The sequence below is a fragment of the Streptomyces sp. NPDC001709 genome (assembly GCF_053596375.1).
In genome coordinates, this window is sequence record NZ_JBSFGB010000007.1 from 150723 (window position 1) to 169126 (window position 18404).

An 18404-nucleotide genomic window follows, 5' to 3' on the forward strand; every position below is an offset into this window, starting at 1 on the left:
GTCGTGGCCAGGACCGAGAAGGCAGGATGACCGCATGACGCACGCGATGCTGAAGGGGTCGAACGTCCCGCTGGAAGCCACCACGGTCCGCGCCGTGCTGCGCTGGACGCCCGGGCAGGAGGTCCCGGACGTGGACGCCTCGGCACTGCTGCTGGGCCCCGACGGCCGGGTGCGCTCCGACGAGGACTTCGTCTTCTACAACCAGCCCCGGCACCCCTCCGGAAAGGTGTGGCGGCTGGGCAAGAAGCGCGTCGCCGAGGGGCTGACCGACACGATCCAGTCGGATCTGCCCGGCGTAGAGCCGGACGTCGGCCGCATCCTGCTCGTCGCGTCCGCGGACGGGATCACCTTCGACCGGGTGCCGGCGCTGTGCATCCTGCTCTACGACGCCGCGGTCGCCGGCGCCGAGCCGCTGGCCCGGTTCGAGATCACGCCGCAGACGGGTGCGGAGACGGCACTGATCTGCGGTGAGCTGTACCGGCGCGGGGAGGGCTGGAAGTTCCGCGCGCTGGGCGAGGGCTACTCGAACGGGCTGAAGGGACTCGCGACGGACTTCGGCATCTCGGTGGACGAGTCGGAGGTGGAGGAGGAGCAGCAGTCGTCCCAGCCGCTGCCTCCGGCGGTTCCGCAGCAGCCGCCGGCGTACGGGTATCCCCAGCCTCAGCCGATGCCGGTACCGGTCCCGGTGGCTGTGGCCCTCGACCCGAACTTCCGGTTGCCTCCGCAGGGGCCGCAGTTCATCGGGCGGTGAGTGCGCCGGCGCGGTTCCCCGCGCCCCTTTGGGGCGTCTATCGCTCGACCTTGGTCTTGTAGCCCCGCCCCCACTGCAGTCCCCACCCGTAGAGCCGGTCCAGCTCCCCCTGGAAGCCGTACACGAACTTCACCTCTCGGCGTACGACCAGCTCGCCCTTGACGTTCTCGATCATCACCACCGCGCAGGAGCGGGCCTGGGGATGGCGTTCGTCGAGGCCTATCTCGATACGGGGGCCGTTGCTGGGGTAGAGCGTGACGATGGCGTGGGTGCGGTCGAAGGCCGGGGTCTGGTCGTAGATGTAGACGAAGACCAGCAGGCGTTTGATGGCCTCGCGGTGGTCGAGGTTGACGTACATCGTCTCGCCGGACGCCGAGCCGAACCGGTCGTCGCCGCTGAGCTTGATGTACGGCGGTGCGTTCACGTCGCCGAGGTAGCCGCCCAGCGGCTGGACGACGCCCTTGGTGCCGTCCGTCAGCTCGTAGAGGCAGCCCAGGTCGAGGTCGACGTTGACCATGCTCTGGCCGTGGCCGAGGACCTCCGGTGGCTTGAGGGCCTTGAAGGGGTGCCGGAAGAGGCTGGTGCGCTGGTTGCCCTCGAAGTCGGAGGTGCGCATCCGCCAGGTGAGGTTGACGCGCAGATGGCCGGTGGCCGCGCCCTGTTTGGTGAGGGACACCGCCTGGTGCCGCCTGGTGAGCTCTATGGCGTTGCTCGAGGCGCTGCCCGAGTCGAAGTCGGCAGCGCTGGCGCCGCGCAGCCCGTCGAAGAAACCCATGTCCGCCCCCTGGTGGTCGTCCGAACGCCGTCGGGGCGGCCGACCGCGTCGGCCGCCCCGCTCAGAGCGTTCCTCGTCGTCCGGGGTGTCACACCCCTGAGGAGACCTCGGCCTTCTCGTCGGTGCCCTCGCCCTCGGCCGCCAGTGAGCGGTTGCGGCGGACGGAGGACCAGAAGGACCAGGCGATCAGGATGACGCCGACGAGGCCGGTGATGACCTCGTTGATCTCGTACTGGATGGTGACCATGAGGATCACGGCCAGGGCGCCGATGGCGTAGTGGGCGCCGTGCTCCAGGAAGACGTAGTCGTCGAGGGTGCCCTGGCGGACCAGGTAGACCGTGAGGGACCGGACGTACATCGCGCCGATACCGAGGCCGAGGGCCATCATCACGATGTCGTTGGTGATGGCGAAGGCGCCGATCACGCCGTCGAAGGAGAACGACGCGTCCAGGACCTCCAGGTAGAGGAACATGAAGAACGCGGCCTGACCGGCCAGCAGCACCGGTGTCTTCTTCTTGCCGGTGCGGGCGGCTTCTTCCTCCTCCTCGTGCTCGCGCTCCTCCTCTTCCTCCAGCCGGTCCTCGAAGTAGCCGGACAAACCGCCGACGATCATGTAGGTGATCAGGCCGGCGATACCGGCGATCAGGACCGTCTGCGCCTTGTCGGCGTGGGCGCCGCCGTGCTGGTGGGCCTGGGTGGCGAAGGTGAAGGAGGTGATCAGCAGGGCGATCAGGGCGATGCAGACCGCCAGCATGTCGACCTTGCCGAGCTTGGCCAGGGGCCGCTCGATCCAGCGCAGCCACTGGATGTCCCGGTCCTCGAAGATGAAGTCCAGGAAGATCATCAGCAGGAACATGCCGCCGAAGGCGGCGATGGCCGGGTGGGCGTCGGTGACCAGCTGCTGGTAGCGGTCCTTGTCGGTGAGGGCCAGGTGGACCGCGTCGTACGGGCTGAGCTTGGCGGTGATGGCGACGATGACGACCGGGAACACCAGCCGCATGCCGAAGACCGCGATGAGGACGCCGACCGTGAGGAAGATCTTCTGCCAGAAGGCGTTCATCTTCTTCAGGATCCCGGCGTTGACCACCGCGTTGTCGAACGACAGGGAGATTTCGAGGATGGCGAGGATCGCCACGACACCGAAGGCCTCCCACCCCCCGTAAAAGACTGCGGCGACCAAGCCGAGCGCGGTGACCGCGAACGACCAGCCGAAGGTTTTCAGAAGCACTGGCTACCCCATCTTGTCGGTACGGGTCTCCCCCGTGCCGTACTCGGCTTTGCGAAACATTGACCCCGAGTCTAGAGGGACACCCTGTCGGCCGTACCGCCCAGGGCCGCTACGAGACGTTGACCCCGAAGTCCAGGGCGATGCCGCGCAGACCCGAGGCATACCCCTGGCCGACGGCCCGGAACTTCCATTCGCCCTGGTAGCGGTAGAGCTCGCCGAAGATCATGGCGGTCTCGGTGGAGGCGTCCTCGCTCAGGTCGTAGCGGGCCAGTTCCTGGGCGTCGGCCTGGTTGACGACCCGGATGAAGGCGTTGGAGACCTGGCCGAAGGTCTGGCCGCGCTCGTCCGCCATGTGGATGGAGACCGGGAAGACGATCTTCTCGCAGTGCGCCGGCACCTTGGTGAGGTCCACCAGGATCGATTCGTCGTCGCCCTCGCCCTCACCGGTGAGGTTGTCGCCGGTGTGCTCGACCGAGCCGTCGGGGCTCTTGAGCTGGTTGTAGAAGACGAACCACTCGTCGCCCAGGACGCGGTTGCCGGCGCCGCACAGCAGCGCGCTGGCGTCCAGGTCGAAGGGGGCGCCGGTGGTGGAGCGCGCGTCCCAGCCGAGCCCGATCATGACGTTGGTGAGGTTCGGTGCGGCCTTGGAGAGGGAGACATTGCCTCCCTTGGCGAGCGTGACGCCCATGATGCTGGTCCTCCCCTAGTGGTGCTTCCCTGGTTGTCCTGCGCGTCCGGCGCCGCCCGTAAACGGTGCGGCGCCGGACGGAATGCGGGATTGTCGTACGTCAGACGTTGACGCCGAAGTCCTGGGCGATGCCGCGCAGACCCGAGGCGTAGCCCTGGCCGATGGCGCGGAACTTCCACTCCGGCCCGTGCCGGTACAGCTCGCCGAAGACCATGGCGGTCTCGGTGGAGGCGTCCTCGCTCAGGTCGTAGCGGGCGATCTCCTGGCCGCCGGCCTGGTTCACCACGCGGATGTAGGCATTGCGGACCTGGCCGAACGACTGCTGGCGGTTGTCGGCGTCGTAGATCGACACCGGGAAGACGATCTTCTCGATGTCGGCCGGGACTCCGGCGAGGTTGACCTTGATCACCTCGTCGTCGCCCTCGCCCTCACCGGTGAGGTTGTCACCGGTGTGCTCGACCGAGCCCTCGGGGCTCTTGAGGTTGTTGAAGAAGACGAAGTGCTGGTCGCTCGCGACCTTGCCGGAGTTGTTCAGCAGCAGCGCGCTGGCGTCGAGGTCGAAGTCACTGCCGGTCGTGGTGCGGGCGTCCCAGCCCAGACCGACGAGGACCGCGGTCAGGCCCGGGGCCTCCTTCGTCAGCGATACGTTGCCGCCCTTGCTGAGGCTGACTCCCACGTGTCCTCCATGTGGTGTCCAGGGGCGGGGAGCCCCGTCGTGCTTCGGATATGGGATCAACGTGCCGATCCTAGTGACGGGTTCCCGCCCCCCGCAGACCCTGGACTCGAAGAATCACAGGTGTCGGCCACGGTCGGCCTACAGGGTGTCGAGCGCCTTCACGTACTCGTTCAGGTCGCGCGCGTCCGGCAGGCCGTTGACCACGGTCCACCGCACGACGCCCTCCTTGTCGATGATGAAGGTGCCCCGGACGGCACATCCCTTGTCCTCGTCGAAGACGCCGTACGCGCGCGAGACGTTGCCGTGCGGCCAGAAGTCGCTGAGCAGCGGGTACTCCAGGCCCTCCTGCTCGGCGAAGACGCGCAGGGTGTGGATGGAGTCGTTGGAGACGGCGAGCACCTGGGTGCCGCGGTCGGAGAACTTCGGCAGGTTGTCGCGCAGCTCGCACAGCTCACCGGTGCACACACCGGTGAAGGCGAAGGGGTAGAAGAGCAGGACCACGTTCTTCTCGCCGCGGAAGTCCGAGAGCTTCACGGTGCGGCCGTGGTTGTCCTTGAGCTCGAAGTCGGGCGCCTTGTCGCCGACCTGGATCGCCATCGTCGTGCATCCCTTCGGTGGGCTGTTCGGGTGAGCACAGCTAACGCTCGGGTCCACCCTACGCAGCGATCACCGTGGGCTTCACGGCGGCCGGGCTGAGCTTTTCGGCTCAGCCCGGCGTCAATCGGCCACGATCACTTCTTGGGCTTGGTCGCCTTCGGTGTCGCCAGCCGCGACCCGCTCCAGTCCTTGCCCACACTGACGCTCTTGGCGGCCGTCAGGCCGGCCGTCTTGGCGGCGTCCTGGATGTCGCTCGGCTCCACGTATCCCGGACGGCCGGTCTTCGGCGTGAGGAGGAGGATCGCGCCGCCCTCTTCGATGTACGTGGTGGCATCCACCAGCGCATCCGTCAGGTCGCCGTCGTCGTCACGGAACCACAGCACAACGGCGTCGGCCACGTCGTCGTAGTCCTCGTCCATCAGGTCGCCCTCGATGGCTTCCTCGATGGCCTCGCGGAATTCCGGATCGACGTCGTCGTCGTAGCCGATCTCCTGGACCACCTGCCCGGGCTGGAAACCCAGCCTGGCGGCAGGGTTAGTCCGCTCCTCCGCGTGGTCCGCGGTCGCGCTCACGGGTTGCCTCCTGATCATGTCTTGGTGAATATCTCAGCCACGCGCGTGCGCGAAGCATTGGCCGTAGTCCACACGGGCGGGACGGATCGCGCAAGTACCCGGCCGCCGGGACCGCCGAAACGGTGACGATCCGGGCCGTGTCGCCGCAACTTCTGGCACCGTACCCCGATTCCAAGTGACCCACATCACACCGATGTGCCCGGTTTGTGCAGTTCGGAATCATCCGGTGATACGCCCCTCGAACAAGTTTGCCAAGCGCGTCACACCCCGGGCGTATCGTTGCGTTTTGACCGACTGAGCTGCCGAGGAGATGACGTACGCCGTCCCGAGGTACACGATGGGGGACGGTGTAGGCAGGTGCAGAAACTGGCCCTCTGACAGGTAAGGAACAGCGTGGCTTCCGGATCCGATCGCAATCCGATCATCATTGGCGGCCTTCCGAGTCAGGTTCCTGACTTCGATCCCGAAGAGACCCAGGAGTGGCTCGACTCCCTCGACGCCGCCGTGGACGAGCGCGGCCGGGAGAGGGCCCGCTACCTCATGCTCCGGCTGATCGAGCGGGCGCGCGAGCGACGCGTGGCCGTGCCCGAGATGCGCAGCACGGACTACGTCAACACGATCGCCACCAAGGACGAGCCGTTCTTCCCGGGCAACGAGGAGATCGAGCGCAAGATCCTCAACGCGACCCGCTGGAACGCGGCCGTGATGGTCTCGCGCGCCCAGCGCCCCGGCATCGGCGTCGGCGGCCACATCGCCACGTTCGCCTCCTCGGCCTCGCTGTACGACGTCGGCTTCAACCACTTCTTCCGCGGCAAGGACGAGGGCGACGGCGGCGACCAGGTCTTCTTCCAGGGCCACGCCTCCCCCGGCATCTACGCGCGCGCGTACCTGCTCGACCGGCTCAGCGAGGACCAGCTGGACGGCTTCCGCCAGGAGAAGTCGAAGTACCCCGAGGGCCTGTCCAGCTACCCGCACCCGCGCTCGATGCCGGACTTCTGGGAGTTCCCGACCGTCTCCATGGGCCTCGGCCCGCTCGGGGCGATCTACCAGGCGCGGATGAACCGCTACATGCAGGCGCGCGGCATCGCCGACACCTCCGCGTCGCATGTGTGGGCGTTCCTCGGCGACGGCGAGATGGACGAGCCGGAGTCGCTCGGCCAGCTGTCCATCGCGGCCCGGGAGGGCCTGGACAACCTGACCTTCGTCGTCAACTGCAACCTGCAGCGGCTGGACGGCCCGGTGCGCGGCAACGGCAAGATCATCCAGGAGCTGGAGTCGATCTTCCGGGGCGCCGGCTGGAACGTGATCAAGCTGATCTGGGACCGCACCTGGGACCCGCTGCTCGCGCAGGACCGGGACGGCATCCTCGTCAACAAGATGAACACGACCCCGGACGGCCAGTTCCAGACGTACGCCACGGAGTCGGGCGCCTACATCCGCGAGCACTTCTTCGGCGGCGACCACCGGCTGCGCGCGATGGTCGAGAACATGACCGACGACCAGATCCTGCACCTGGGCCGCGGCGGTCACGACCACCGCAAGATCTACGCGGCGTTCAAGGCGGCCAAGGAGCACAAGGGCCAGCCGACGGTCATCCTGGCCAAGACCATCAAGGGCTGGACGCTGGGCCCCAACTTCGAGGGCCGCAACGCCACGCACCAGATGAAGAAGCTGACGGTCGACGACCTCAAGCGCTTCCGGGACCGGCTGCACCTGCCGATCACCGACCAGCAGCTGGAGTCCGGCGCGCCGCCGTACTACCACCCGGGCCGGGACACCGACGAGATCCAGTACATGCACGACATGCGCAAGCAGTGCGGCGGGTACGTCCCGACGCGTGTCGTGCGCTCCAAGCCGCTCGCGCTGCCGGACGACAAGGCGTACGCGAGCGTGAAGAAGGGCTCGGGTCAGCAGTCCATCGCCACGACGATGGCGTTCGTCCGGCTGCTGAAGGACCTCATGCGGGACAAGGAGATCGGCCGGCGGTTCGTGCTGATCGCGCCGGACGAGTACCGCACCTTCGGCATGGACTCCTTCTTCCCGAGCGCGAAGATCTACAACCCGCTCGGCCAGCAGTACGAGGCCGTGGACCGGGACCTGCTCCTCGCCTACAAGGAGTCGCCGACCGGCCAGATGCTGCACGACGGCATCTCCGAGGCGGGCTGCACGGCGTCCCTGATCGCGGCGGGCTCGGCCTACGCCACGCACGGCGAGCCGCTGATCCCGGTCTACGTCTTCTACTCGATGTTCGGTTTCCAGCGCACCGGCGACCAGTTCTGGCAGATGGCCGACCAGTTGGCGCGCGGTTTCGTGCTGGGTGCGACCGCCGGCCGTACGACCCTGACCGGTGAGGGCCTGCAGCACGCGGACGGCCACTCGCAGCTGCTCGCCTCGACCAACCCGGCGTGCGTGGCCTACGACCCGGCGTACGCCTACGAGATCGCGCACATCGTCCAGGACGGCCTGCGCCGCATGTACGGCGGCGATGCGGACCACCCGCACGGCGAGGACGTCTTCTACTACCTGACCGTCTACAACGAGCCCATCCAGCACCCGGCCGAGCCGGAGGACGTGGACGTCGAGGGCATCCTCAAGGGCATCCACAAGCTGAAGCCGGGCACGGAAGGCTCGATCCCGGCGCAGATCATGGCGTCCGGCGTGGCCGTCCCGTGGGCGCTGGAGGCGCAGAGGCTCCTCGCCGAGGACTGGAACGTGCGCGCCGACGTCTGGTCGGCCACCTCCTGGAACGAGCTGCGCCGCGAGGCGGTGGAGTGCGAGGAGCACAACCTGCTGCACCCGGAGGAGGAACAGCGGGTGCCTTTCGTGACCCGCAAGCTCGGCGGCGCCGAGGGGCCGTTCGTGGCCGTGTCCGACTGGATGCGTTCGGTCCCGGACCAGATCGCGCGGTGGGTGCCGGGTACGTACCAGTCGCTGGGCGCGGACGGCTTCGGCTTCGCGGACACCCGGGGCGCGGCCCGCCGGTTCTTCCACATCGACGCCCAGTCGATCGCCGTCGCGGTACTGACCGAGCTGGCGCGGGAGGGCAAGGTGGACCGGTCCGTGCTGAAGCAGGCCATCGACCGGTATCAGCTGCTCGATGTGTCGGCGGCGCATCCGGGGGTGGCGGGCGGCGACGCGTAGCCGCTGCGCTCGGCTTTGGCGGGGCGGCAACCGGGGTGGGGCTGCGGGTTTGTTGCCGGGTGCGGCGCGTGGGGGCTGATCGCGCAGTTCCCCGCGCCCCTTTGGGGCGCGTTCGCCGTGGGAACATTCGGACGCTGGGTGACCGAGGAGTACGGCTGTTGCGGGCGGAGGTTGCTCGGTTGGTCAACGAGCGTTCGGAGCAGCGGACCGGCCCCCACGCACCCGCACCCGCACCCGGCAACGGACCGCAGCCCCACCCCGGTTGCCGCCCGGCCGAAGCGCCGCAGGCCAGGCACGCGCCGCCCCCTCCACGGCGCGCGCCTGCGGCCCGGCCGTCCTCCCATGCGCTGCGGAGGACTTGACCCACTGTGACCTGCGACGCGCGCCCGGGGCGAGCGATCTTTAGGGGAGTCACCCTGATAGGGGAAATCGGCCCGTGCGGCGCCCGGGCAGAGGTACTCAGATGTGGCCCGCGCCCGCGCCCGCCTCGGCGTTCGCGCCCCGCTTGGTGAGCAGCGCGACGAGGACGGCGACCGCCGCCACGCCCGCCGCGACCAGGGAGGCGAGGCTCATACCGGAGATGAAGGTGTGGTGCGCGACCTCGGTGATCTTCGCGGCGACCGGCTCCGGCACGCCCTTCGGCACCGGGGCGACACCGACCCGCACCGCCTCGGAGGCCTTGTCCAGCTGTCCCGGGGTCAGCTGCGGCAGCCCGGCACCCGTCCAGTTGCCCGGCAGGTCGCTGTCGACCTTGGAGGCCATCACGGCGCCCAGCACGGCCGTACCGAGGCTGCCGCCGATCTGCATGGCCGCCTGCTGGAGGCCGCCCGCCACACCCGAGAGTTCCATCGGGGCGTTGCCGACGATGACCTCCGTGGCGCCGACCATGACCGGCGCCAGGCCGAGGCCGAGCAGGGCGAACCAGACGGACATCACACCGCCGCCGGTGTCGGCCTTGAGCGTCGACATGCCGTACATGGCGATCGCGGTCGCGGCCATGCCGCCGGCCAGCGGGATGCGCGGGCCGAGCTTGGTGATCGCGGCGCCGGCGAGCGGAGAACCGACGATCATCATGCCGGTGAGCGGCAGCAGGTGTAGACCCGCGTCGATCGGGCTCATGCCGTGGACGTTCTGCAGGTAGAACGTCACGAAGAACAGGCCGCCCAGGAACGCGATGGCCATCAGGACCATCAGGACGACGCCGGCCGAGAGCGGTATCGAACGGAAGAGGCCCAGCGGGATCAGCGGCTCCTCGACCCTCGTCTCCCAGAGGGAGAACACGGCGAAGAGGACGATGGACGCGGCTATGAAGAGCCACGTCCTGCCGTCGCCCCAGCCCCATGCCGGGGCCTTGATCAGCGCCCACACCAGGCAGAACATCGCGCCGGAGAGCAGCGCGATACCGAGGACGTCGAAGGACCGCGGAGCGCCGTGGTCATCCTGCGGGCTCCGCCCGCCGGCGGCACGGTGGTCGAGCAGGATCAGCAGGCCCAGGACCAGGGCGAGCGCGCCGACCGGCACGTTGATGAAGAACACCGACTGCCAGTTGACGTGTTCGACGAGGACGCCGCCGAGGATCGGGCCGCCCGCGGTGGACGCGCCGATCACCATGCCCCAGATGCCGATGGCCATGTTGAGCTTCTCGGCCGGGAAGGTGGCCCGCAGCAGGCCGAGCGCGGCCGGCATCAGCAGCGCGCCGAACAGGCCCTGGAAGACACGGAGGGTGACGACCGCGGCGATGCTGTGGGACAGCCCGATGGCACCGGAGGCGGCGGCGAAGCCGGTCACGCCGATGAGGAAGGTCTGCCGGTGGCCGAAGCGGTCACCGAGTTTGCCCGCGGTGATCAGGGTGACCGCGAGGGCGAGGAAGTAACCGTTGGTGATCCACTGGACGTCGGCGAAGGTCGCGCCCAGGTCTTCCTTGATGGTCGGGTTCGCGATGGCCACGATGGTGCCGTCGAGGGCCACCATCATGACGCCCACGGCGACGGTGATCAGGGTGAGCCAGGGATGGCCGCGCAGCCCCCCGGCCGGAGGCGACTCGAACGGGGCATCCGGCGCCGAGTCCCCCGGCCCGGTCGCGTCGATGGTCGTCTGACTAGTCATGCGTTCGAGGCTAGTGACAGCCTCTGACAATTGACAAACAAGTTCATCAGTCAGTAACTGACACACATGGAAACACTGCGCGAACGCAAGAAACAGCGCACCCGGGAGGCGCTGCTGCGGGCCGCCCTGGAGCTGTTCACCACCCGGGGATACGAGCACACGACCGTCGACGAGATCGCCGAGGCCGTCGACGTCTCGCAGCGCACCTTCTTCCGCTACTTCGCCGGCAAGGAGGACGCGGCCTTCGCCGTCCAGGAGATGACGGAGGCGCGCTTCGTCGAGGCCATAAGGGCGCGGCCGGCGCACGAGGCGCCGCTGGAGGCCCTGCGGCAGGCGGTGCTGGAGGGCTGGGACGGGATCCGCGAGACCGTGGAGTCGGCCGTTCCGGTCGAGCTGTATCTGCGCATGTACCGGACGATCGAGTCGACGCCCGCGCTGCTCGCCGCCCATCTGCGCCGCTCGGCGGCGACGGAGGAGAAGATCGCGCGCCTGCTGGCCGAGCGCGAGGGCGTGGACGTGGCCGCCGACCCCCGGCCGCGGCTCGTCGTGGCGATGTTCGGCGGGGTGATAAGGGTCACGGAGCGGCAGTGGTGCACGGGTGACGACTTCAGCCTGGAGGCCATCCGTCAACTCACCGCGTCCTACCTCGATCTGGCGGGTCCGGCACTCACCGGGAACTGGCGTACAACAGGAGATCGTTGACACGCGGTTCGGCATCTGACGAAACGTGATCCCTGTCACTCGGTTACCCCGAGACCCTCCCGTTCTCCTAGTGTGTCCTCCCAGTGACTTCCTTCGACACCTCCCCGCAACTGAACGTCTGGCGCGCACTGCTGGCGCTGGCCGTGGTGTTCGTGATGCTCGCGACCACCGGCTGGACCGCCCTGCACAGTCACCGGGAGTCGACCGCACTGCAGGCCTCACGCGCCGAGTGGGAGCACGGCAGCATCCACGGCCTCCATCTGCCGGACCCCGAGGCCGCGCCGGCCCAGCTCAGCCGTTTCTTCGCCTCCGTCTCCCCCGAGGACCAGGCCCGGCTCGCCCACCGCTACCCGCTCGCGGTCGGGAACATGAACGGCGCCCCCGTCACCTTGCGCTACCAGGCCAACCGGATCGCCCTGGAGCAGCAGCGCAAGGTCGAGAAGAAGCGCATGCACGACAGCCGGCTCAGCACGGCCGGGCAGCAGGACGCGGGCCTCCGTATGCACCGCTACGAGTCCCTGCTGACCCCCGGCCGGCAGGTCCTGGCGTTCGACCCCGAGGGCTCGGGCCGCATCGCCGAGGTGTTCGGGGACCTGGACAAGGCGCAGCGGATCTCGGTCGTCGTCCCCGGCGTCGACACCGATCTGCTCACCTTCCAGAAGACCTACCGCCAGTACACCGCCCCGGTCGGCATGGCCAAGGCGCTGTACGCGGCGGAGCGCGCACAGAGCCCCGCGACCCGTACGGCCGTGATCGCCTGGGCCGACTACACCGCCCCCGACGGGCTCGGCGTCGATGCCGCCACCGGACTGCGCGCCGCCGAGGGCTCCCTGCGGCTGAACGCCCTGCTGGGCGGCCTGCCCGGCAGTGCGCCGGTGGCGATGGTCTGCCACAGCTACGGTTCGGTGGTCTGCGGGGTCGCCGCGCACGCCATGCCGCGCCGGGTGACCGACATAGCGGTGGCCGCGAGCCCCGGCATGCGGGTCTCCAGCGCCGCCCATCTGGACACCAGGGCCCGGGTGTGGGCCATGCGGGACGCCACCGACTGGATCCAGGACGTGCCGTACCTGGAGCTCGGCGGGCTCGGGCACGGCGCCGATCCGGTGTCCTCGGCGTTCGGCGCGCGGGTGCTGTCCGCCCGGGACGCGCAGGGCCACGCCGGCTATTTCCAGCCGGGCACGGACAGCCTGCGCAACCTCGCCGCCGTGGGCGTCGGGGCGTACGACGCGGTGACGTGCGCACGCGAGAACGAACTGTGCCAGGCCGGTGTGTCCGGCACTACCACAGCCGGACGCGCGTAGAAACAGCAGGAAGTGCGGTCTGCGCGGGTGGCGACGGAGGGGCACGTGCCGCATACGATGAGCCGCATGGGTGACGTACTGGCGGGTTTTCATGCCGTCTGGGAGTTCGAGTCCGACTCCGTGCTCATCCGTTACGAACGGGGGATTCGGACACCGAAGCTGTTCCAGGCGCTCGGAGAGCGGCGGATCCCGCTGTCCGCGGTCGAGGGCGTGACACTCAGCGCGGGCAAGCGCGGCACCGTCGTCCTGCGGCTGCTGCCGCGCGTCGGCGCCGATCCGCTGATGGAGGCGGCGGACGGGCAGCTGAAGGAGGGCTCCGATCCGTACCGCCTGGTGCTGCCGGCCGAGCGGGAGACGCTCGCCGAGTACTACGCCGACGAACTGAAGGGGTTGCTGACCGAGTCCGGCCCCGCCGACCGCCACCTCGTGGCCGCTCCCGAGGCGCCACTGTCGTTCAAGGCGTACGACGGGAAGGCGAGCTTCGACGGTACGGCCGTGCAGTTCCGCTGGTCCTGGACGGGCGCGTCCTCGGCCAAGTGGAAGGCCGGCGACCAGAGTTTCGCCGTCGCCGACCTGAGCGGGGTGGAGTGGCGCTCGCCCGAGGTCTTCGAGGGGCACCTGCGGTTGGTGAGGCGCTCGGCCGAGTCGGCCGCCGTGCAACCGGATCAGGATCCGGCGGCGGTGGTGTTCGGGCTCGGATACGGGCCGGTGCACGAGTCGTTGCCGTTCGCCGCGGCCGTCATGGCGGCCGTACGCACTCGGGGGCCGGTACCCGTGGTACCGGCCCCGTCACGGCGCGACCCCGCCGACATCGCCGAACGCATCCGCCATCTCGGGGAGTTGCACCAGGCCGGGCTGGTCACCGATGAGGAGTTCTCCTCCAAGAAGGCGGAACTGCTGGCGGAGCTGTGAGCTACTCCCGTCCCGCGGAGGCGAACCTCATGTCCGCGTAACGGTCTCCCGCCACCTTCTGTGCGATCGGGTCCAGCTGGGCCAGCTCCTCCTCGGTCAGGACGACGGCCGCGGCCGCCACGTTCTCCTCCACCCGGTGCGGCTTGCGGGTGCCCGGGATCGGGACCACCGCGAGGGAGTCGAGCGTGGCGCGCTGCTGGACCCAGGCCAGGGCGATCTGGCCGAGGGTGGCGTCATGGGCCTTTGCGACGGCGCGGATGGGCTCCAGGAGAGCCGCGTTGGCGGCCGCGTTGTCGCCGGTGAAGCGGGGCTGGTGGCGGCGGAAGTCGTCGGCCGACAGGTCCTGTTCGGCGTTGGTGAAGGAGCCGGTGAGGAAGCCGCGGCCGAGCGGCGAGTACGGCACCAGGCCGACGCCCAGGTCACGCGCGGCCGGTACGACCTTCGCCTCGATGTCCCGGCTGAACAGGGACCACTCCGACTGCACGGCCGCGATCGGGTGCACGGCGTGCGCGGCGCGCAGCTCGTCGGCGGTGACCTCGCTCAGCCCGAGGTGCTTGACCTTGCCCTCCCGGACCAGCTCCGCCATCGTGGCGACCGTCTCCTCGATGGGGACGTTCACATCGCGGCGGTGCATGTAGTACAGGTCGATCACATCGACGTCGAGCCGCTTCAGGCTGGCCTCGACGGCCTCGCGGATGTACGGCGCGTCATTGCGGATGATCCGCTTGGTCGGGTCGTCCTTCGGGATCGACAGGGCGAACTTGGTGGCGATGACCACCTCGTCCCGGTGCGCCTTGAAGAACGGGGACAGGAACCGCTCGTTGTCCCCCGCGCCGTAGGCGTCCGCCGTGTCGTACAGCGTCACGCCCAGCTCCAGCGCCCGCTCCAGCGTGGCGCGCGCCTGGTCGGCGTCCGTGGGGCCGTACGCGAAGCTCATGCCCATGCAGCCGAGGCCTTGTACGCCGACCTCCGGTCCGTTCTCGCCGAGCCGTACGGTCGGAATCCTGGCGTCGGTCATCGCGTGGTCCCCTCCATCGCGTAGAAACTGATCTTCCGGTCGAGTACGGCGAGCGTGTCCCGCAGCTCGGCGATCCTGTTCAGGACGTCCTGGCGGGTCGACTCCAGCAGGGCCTGCCGCTCCGCGTAGGTGCTCTCGCCCTCCCGGACCAGCTCCGCGTACCGGACCATGTCGGCCACCGGCATGCCGGTCAGCCGCAGCTTGGTCACGAAGTCCAGCCAGTCCAGGTCGCGGTTGCTGTAGCGCCGCTGGCCCGTGTGCGAGCGGTCGACGTGCGGCATCAGGCCGATCCGCTCGTACCAGCGCAGGGTGTGCGCGGTCAGGCCGGTGAACGCGACGACCTCGCTGATCGTGTAGCGGTCCTGGCCGTCGGGTCGTGGATGGCGCCTGGGCGGGGCGGAGCAGATGTCGGCGGGGGCCGTTCGTGCGGTGTCCGCTGGCGTGGTCTGCATCACCGTCATGCCCCCACGCTATGAGGTTGGAGTGCACTCCAAGCAAGCGGATCCGGTAAGAAATCCGCAGGACGCCGGTCGCGGCGGGTGATTAGCGTGCGGCACATGAGTCTTGCACGCCGGGCCCGGCCCGAGGATGCCGATGAAGTGCTGCGTCTGCGGCAGATCATGATCGACGCGTTGCGGAGCGCGGCGGGGGGCGGGCCGGCCGACTGGCATGCCGAGTCCCTGCCGACGCTGCGGGAGCGGCTCGCCGAGGCCGACGGTGACTTCGTCGCCTACGTCGTGGACCATCCGGACCGGCCGGGGGCGCTGGCCGCGCTGGTGGCCGGGACGCTGGAGTACCGGATCGGGAAAGCCGGCAATCCGCACGGGCGGGTCGGATACGTCTTCAGCGTCGCGACCGACCCGGACGCCCGGCGCCGTGGGTACGCGCGCGCGTGCATGGAGGAGCTGCTGGCCTGGTTCCGGGAGCGGGGCGCGGGGCACGTGCTGCTGAACGCCTCCCCGCAGGCCGAGGCGCTGTACTCCTCCCTCGGCTTCACCCGTGACCCGGACCCGTCGATGCGCCTGCTGCTGTGAGCCGCATAGGCTCGGCAGCATGTCGTTGAACAGCTTGACGAGCCTGGCGTCGATCGAGAAGTGGCCCGTCCCCACCGCGGCGGCGGGTGTCGTACGGGCCGACGGGACCGTCCTCGGGACGCACGGCCCCGCCGGCCACCGCTTTCCGCTCGCCTCCGTCACCAAGCCGCTGGCCGCGTATGCGGCGCTGGTCGCCTACGAGGAGGGCGCGATCGAGCTGGACGAGCCGGCCGGGCCGGCCGGTTCGACCGTCCGCCACCTCCTCGCGCACACGTCCGGGCTGGCCTTCGACGAGCACAGGGTGATGGCGCCTCCCGGTGAGCGCCGTCTTTACTCCAACGCCGGGTTCGAGCAGCTCGGCGACCACATCGCCAAGGCCGCGGACATTCCGTTCGCGGAGTATCTGCGGCAGGCGGTGCTGGAGCCGCTGGGGATGACGTCCACGACGCTCGACGGCTCCCCGGCGAAGGACGGCGTGTCCACGGTGGCCGACCTGCTGCGGTTCGCGGCGGAGGTGCAGGCGCCGCGGCTGCTGGACCCGCGGACGGTGGCGGAGGCGATGACGGTGCAGTTCCCCGGGACCAAGGGGGTGCTGCCGGGGTACGGGCACCAGAACCCGAACGACTGGGGGTTGGGGTTCGAGATCCGTGACTCCAAGGCGCCGCACTGGACGGGCAGTTCGTCGTCGCCACGGACCTTCGGTCACTTCGGGCAGGCCGGTACCTTCCTGTGGATCGACCCGGACGCCGGGGTGGCCGGGGTCGCCCTGACGGACCGGGCGTTCGGGCCGTGGGCGATCGAGGCGTGGCCGGTGTTCACGGACGCGGTGCTCGGGGAGCTGCGAGGCTGACGTCCGCTTGGGCTGCGGCTAGCGGGTCATCTCCCACACCAGCAGTTCCGTCGGCGTCTGCCCCACCGCCTCCAAGCCACTCGCGTCCGTGATCCGTGCCGAGTCGCCGGGCCCCAGTGTCTCCCCGGCCAGCGCGACGTCCCCCCGCACCACGTGCACATACACGTACGCCGCGTCCGGCACAGCCGTGCGCTCCCCCGCCGCCAGGCGGCGGACGTGCAGCATCGCGCCTGCTGCCGGGACGGCGTACGGCGTGGAGTCGGCGATGCCGGGGACGATCTCGTACGACGGCACCCCGCCAGGATCCCGTGGGGCCAGCCACATCTGGAGGAAGGTGAGCGGCGACGACCCGTCGTTGCGTTCCACGTGCCGGACGCCCGCGGCCGAGCTGAGCCGCTGCACGTCGCCGGGGCGCACCCGGGTCTCGTGGCCGGTGGAGTCCCGGTGGGTCAGTTCGCCCTCGACCACCCATGTGACGATCTCGGTGTGGCTGTGCGGGTGCTCGTCGAATCCGGCGCCGGGGGCGAGCCGTTCCTCGTTGCAGGCGATGATCGCGCCGAAGCGGAGGTTGTCGGGGTCGTAGTGCGGGCCGAAGGAGAAGGCGTGCCACGACTCGATCCCGGCCTCCGGGTCGCCTCCGGGGTAGCGCTCGTCGGCGCGCCGTACGTCCATCACGCGCACCACCGTAGACCGGCCGCAGACCGCGCAGGGCCCTCACCCTCGACCCGGCGACGCACGGCCCCGTCCGGATAAGGCAGTCTTGTCCCGTGCCCGAACCCGAATCCCGCAGCATCGAGCCCCACGCCGGTCCCCACGCGCACGACGTCCACTCGCATGCCGCGACCCTCAGGCGGCTGGAGAAGTCCTCCGGGTCCCTCGCCGCGCAGGCCATCGCGCGCATGGACGAGACCCTGCCGTGGTACCGGGCCATGCCCCCGGAGAACCGCTCCTGGATCGGGCTGGTCGCCCAGGCGGGTATCGCGGCCTTCACCGAGTGGTTCCGGCACCCGGACGCCCCCCAGGCGATCTCCACCGATGTGTTCGGGACCGCGCCGCGGGAGCTGACCCGGGCCATCACGCTGCGGCAGACCGTGGAGATGGTGCGCACCACCATCGAGGTCATGGAGAGCGCGATCGACGAGGTCGCGGCCCCCGGGGACGAGAGCGTGCTGCGGGAAGCGCTGCTCGTGTACGCGCGGGAGATCGCCTTCGCCACCGCCCAGGTGTACGCCCAGGCCGCCGAGGCACGCGGTGCCTGGGACGCGCGGCTGGAGTCCCTCGTCGTGAACGCCGTACTGAGCGGGGAGGCGGACGAAGGGGCCGTCAGCCGGGCCGCCGCGCTCGGCTGGAACTCGCCCGAGCACGTGTGTGTCGTGCTGGGGACCGCGCCCGACGGGGACAGTGAGCTGACCGTCGAGGCCATCCGGCGGGCCGCCCGGCATGCCAAGCTCCAGGTGCTCACCGGGGTTCTCGGGGATCGGCTCGTCGTCATCGCGGGGGGCAGTTCCAATCCGCTCGCCGTCGCCAAGTCGCTCATCGGGCCCTTTGCCGCCGGGCCGGTCGTCGCGGGGCCGGTCGTACCCGATCTGCTGGCCGCCACGCGGTCCGCGCAGGCCGCCGCCGCGGGTCTGAAGGCGTGCTCTGCCTGGCAGGACGCGCCGCGGCCGGTACTGGCGGACGATCTGCTGCCGGAGCGCGCGATCGCGGGCGATCCGAGCGCCCGCGAGCAGCTGGTGGAGGAGATCTACAGACCGCTGGAGGAAGCGGGGTCGGCGCTGCTGGAAACGCTGAGTGTCTACCTGGAGCAGGCGAGCAGTCTCGAAGGCGCGGCCCGGATGCTCTTCGTTCACCCGAACACCGTGCGCTACCGGCTCCGACGTGTGACTGACGTCACCGGATGGTCACCTTCGGATGTACGATCCGCGTTCACACTGCGGATCGCCCTCATCCTGGGGCGCCTGGTCGACGGCGAGGCCCCGGCATAGGGTTTTGTCGGGGGCCCACAAAAGCCCTTCGTGTTCTTCGTCCCTGTCCCCACGGGCGGCCGTGCCCG

The 18404-nt window shown here is 69.7% G+C and carries 18 protein-coding genes; 8 read left to right on the forward strand and 10 right to left on the reverse strand.

All coding sequences use genetic code 11. From position 1 onward, the window contains the following. Positions 1 to 34: 34 nt before the first annotated feature. A complete protein-coding gene (locus ACWC0C_RS13290) occupies positions 35 to 751 on the forward strand; it encodes a TerD family protein (RefSeq protein ID WP_450863830.1) in 717 nt (238 codons plus the stop codon). Between the two features lie 37 nt (positions 752 to 788). Here the strand turns inward: ACWC0C_RS13290 and ACWC0C_RS13295 are convergent, their stop codons facing one another. The 6 genes from ACWC0C_RS13295 to ACWC0C_RS13320 all read right to left on the reverse strand — a co-directional run bounded on the left by ACWC0C_RS13295 (position 789) and on the right by ACWC0C_RS13320 (position 5287). Further along, entirely contained in the window at positions 789 to 1526 is a 738-nt protein-coding gene (locus ACWC0C_RS13295; RefSeq protein ID WP_450863832.1) for a TerD family protein, read from the reverse strand. 88 nt (positions 1527 to 1614) lie between these two features. Then, positions 1615 to 2754, reverse strand: a complete 1140-nt coding sequence (locus tag ACWC0C_RS13300) for a DUF475 domain-containing protein (protein WP_450863834.1) — start codon at positions 2752 to 2754, stop codon at positions 1615 to 1617. Between the two features lie 109 nt (positions 2755 to 2863). After that, complete coding sequence (locus ACWC0C_RS13305) at positions 2864 to 3442, reverse strand: TerD family protein (protein ID WP_449197895.1); 579 nt, start codon at positions 3440 to 3442, stop codon at positions 2864 to 2866. 100 nt (positions 3443 to 3542) lie between these two features. Further along, positions 3543 to 4118, reverse strand: a complete 576-nt coding sequence (locus ACWC0C_RS13310) for a TerD family protein (protein WP_449197896.1) — start codon at positions 4116 to 4118, stop codon at positions 3543 to 3545. A gap of 138 nt (positions 4119 to 4256) precedes the next feature. Next, positions 4257 to 4715 carry a peroxiredoxin gene (locus ACWC0C_RS13315; protein ID WP_449197897.1) on the reverse strand — a complete coding sequence of 153 codons (459 nt, stop codon included), beginning with the start codon at positions 4713 to 4715 and terminating at the stop codon, positions 4257 to 4259. 134 nt (positions 4716 to 4849) lie between these two features. Continuing rightward, positions 4850 to 5287: a DUF3052 domain-containing protein gene (locus ACWC0C_RS13320; protein ID WP_449197898.1), complete on the reverse strand. Its 438-nt coding sequence runs from the start codon at positions 5285 to 5287 to the stop codon at positions 4850 to 4852. A 393-nt stretch (positions 5288 to 5680) separates the two neighbouring features. On the opposite strand from ACWC0C_RS13320, the gene aceE reads away from it, so the two are divergent. After that, complete coding sequence (gene aceE, locus ACWC0C_RS13325) at positions 5681 to 8428, forward strand: pyruvate dehydrogenase (acetyl-transferring), homodimeric type (RefSeq protein WP_449197899.1); 2748 nt, start codon at positions 5681 to 5683, stop codon at positions 8426 to 8428. Between the two features lie 459 nt (positions 8429 to 8887). Here the strand turns inward: aceE and ACWC0C_RS13330 are convergent, their stop codons facing one another. Continuing rightward, positions 8888 to 10534, reverse strand: coding sequence for an MFS transporter (locus ACWC0C_RS13330; protein ID WP_450863838.1), 1647 nt, complete (start codon positions 10532 to 10534; stop codon positions 8888 to 8890). A 66-nt stretch (positions 10535 to 10600) separates the two neighbouring features. Between ACWC0C_RS13330 and ACWC0C_RS13335 the strand changes: the two genes are divergently transcribed. From ACWC0C_RS13335 to ACWC0C_RS13345, 3 genes are all read left to right on the forward strand, one after another. Beyond that, a complete protein-coding gene (locus ACWC0C_RS13335; protein WP_449197901.1) occupies positions 10601 to 11236 on the forward strand; it encodes a TetR family transcriptional regulator in 636 nt (211 codons plus the stop codon). A gap of 83 nt (positions 11237 to 11319) precedes the next feature. Next, positions 11320 to 12537 (forward strand): alpha/beta hydrolase, encoded by a 1218-nt coding sequence (locus tag ACWC0C_RS13340; protein WP_450863840.1) that lies wholly within the window; start codon positions 11320 to 11322, stop codon positions 12535 to 12537. A gap of 66 nt (positions 12538 to 12603) precedes the next feature. Continuing rightward, positions 12604 to 13449 carry a DUF4429 domain-containing protein gene (locus ACWC0C_RS13345; protein WP_450863842.1) on the forward strand — a complete coding sequence of 282 codons (846 nt, stop codon included), beginning with the start codon at positions 12604 to 12606 and terminating at the stop codon, positions 13447 to 13449. 1 nt (position 13450) lies between these two features. Here the strand turns inward: ACWC0C_RS13345 and ACWC0C_RS13350 are convergent, their stop codons facing one another. Further along, positions 13451 to 14467, reverse strand: coding sequence for an aldo/keto reductase (locus ACWC0C_RS13350; RefSeq protein WP_450863843.1), 1017 nt, complete (start codon positions 14465 to 14467; stop codon positions 13451 to 13453). Further along, positions 14464 to 14928 carry a MerR family transcriptional regulator gene (locus tag ACWC0C_RS13355; protein ID WP_450863845.1) on the reverse strand — a complete coding sequence of 155 codons (465 nt, stop codon included), beginning with the start codon at positions 14926 to 14928 and terminating at the stop codon, positions 14464 to 14466. Before ACWC0C_RS13355 ends, ACWC0C_RS13350 begins: the two co-directional genes overlap by 4 nt. 96 nt (positions 14929 to 15024) lie before the next feature. On the opposite strand from ACWC0C_RS13355, the gene ACWC0C_RS13360 reads away from it, so the two are divergent. Further along, positions 15025 to 15501, forward strand: a complete 477-nt coding sequence (locus ACWC0C_RS13360; protein ID WP_450863846.1) for a GNAT family N-acetyltransferase — start codon at positions 15025 to 15027, stop codon at positions 15499 to 15501. Positions 15502 to 15520: 19 nt separating this feature from the next. Continuing rightward, complete coding sequence (locus ACWC0C_RS13365) at positions 15521 to 16351, forward strand: serine hydrolase domain-containing protein (RefSeq protein ID WP_450863847.1); 831 nt, start codon at positions 15521 to 15523, stop codon at positions 16349 to 16351. Between the two features lie 18 nt (positions 16352 to 16369). On the opposite strand, the gene ACWC0C_RS13370 is transcribed toward ACWC0C_RS13365, so the two are convergent. Further along, complete coding sequence (locus ACWC0C_RS13370; RefSeq protein ID WP_450864071.1) at positions 16370 to 17023, reverse strand: pirin family protein; 654 nt, start codon at positions 17021 to 17023, stop codon at positions 16370 to 16372. A 95-nt stretch (positions 17024 to 17118) separates the two neighbouring features. Between ACWC0C_RS13370 and ACWC0C_RS13375 the strand changes: the two genes are divergently transcribed. Continuing rightward, entirely contained in the window at positions 17119 to 18336 is a 1218-nt protein-coding gene (locus ACWC0C_RS13375) for a PucR family transcriptional regulator (RefSeq protein ID WP_449197908.1), read from the forward strand. Positions 18337 to 18404: the final 68 nt, after the last annotated feature.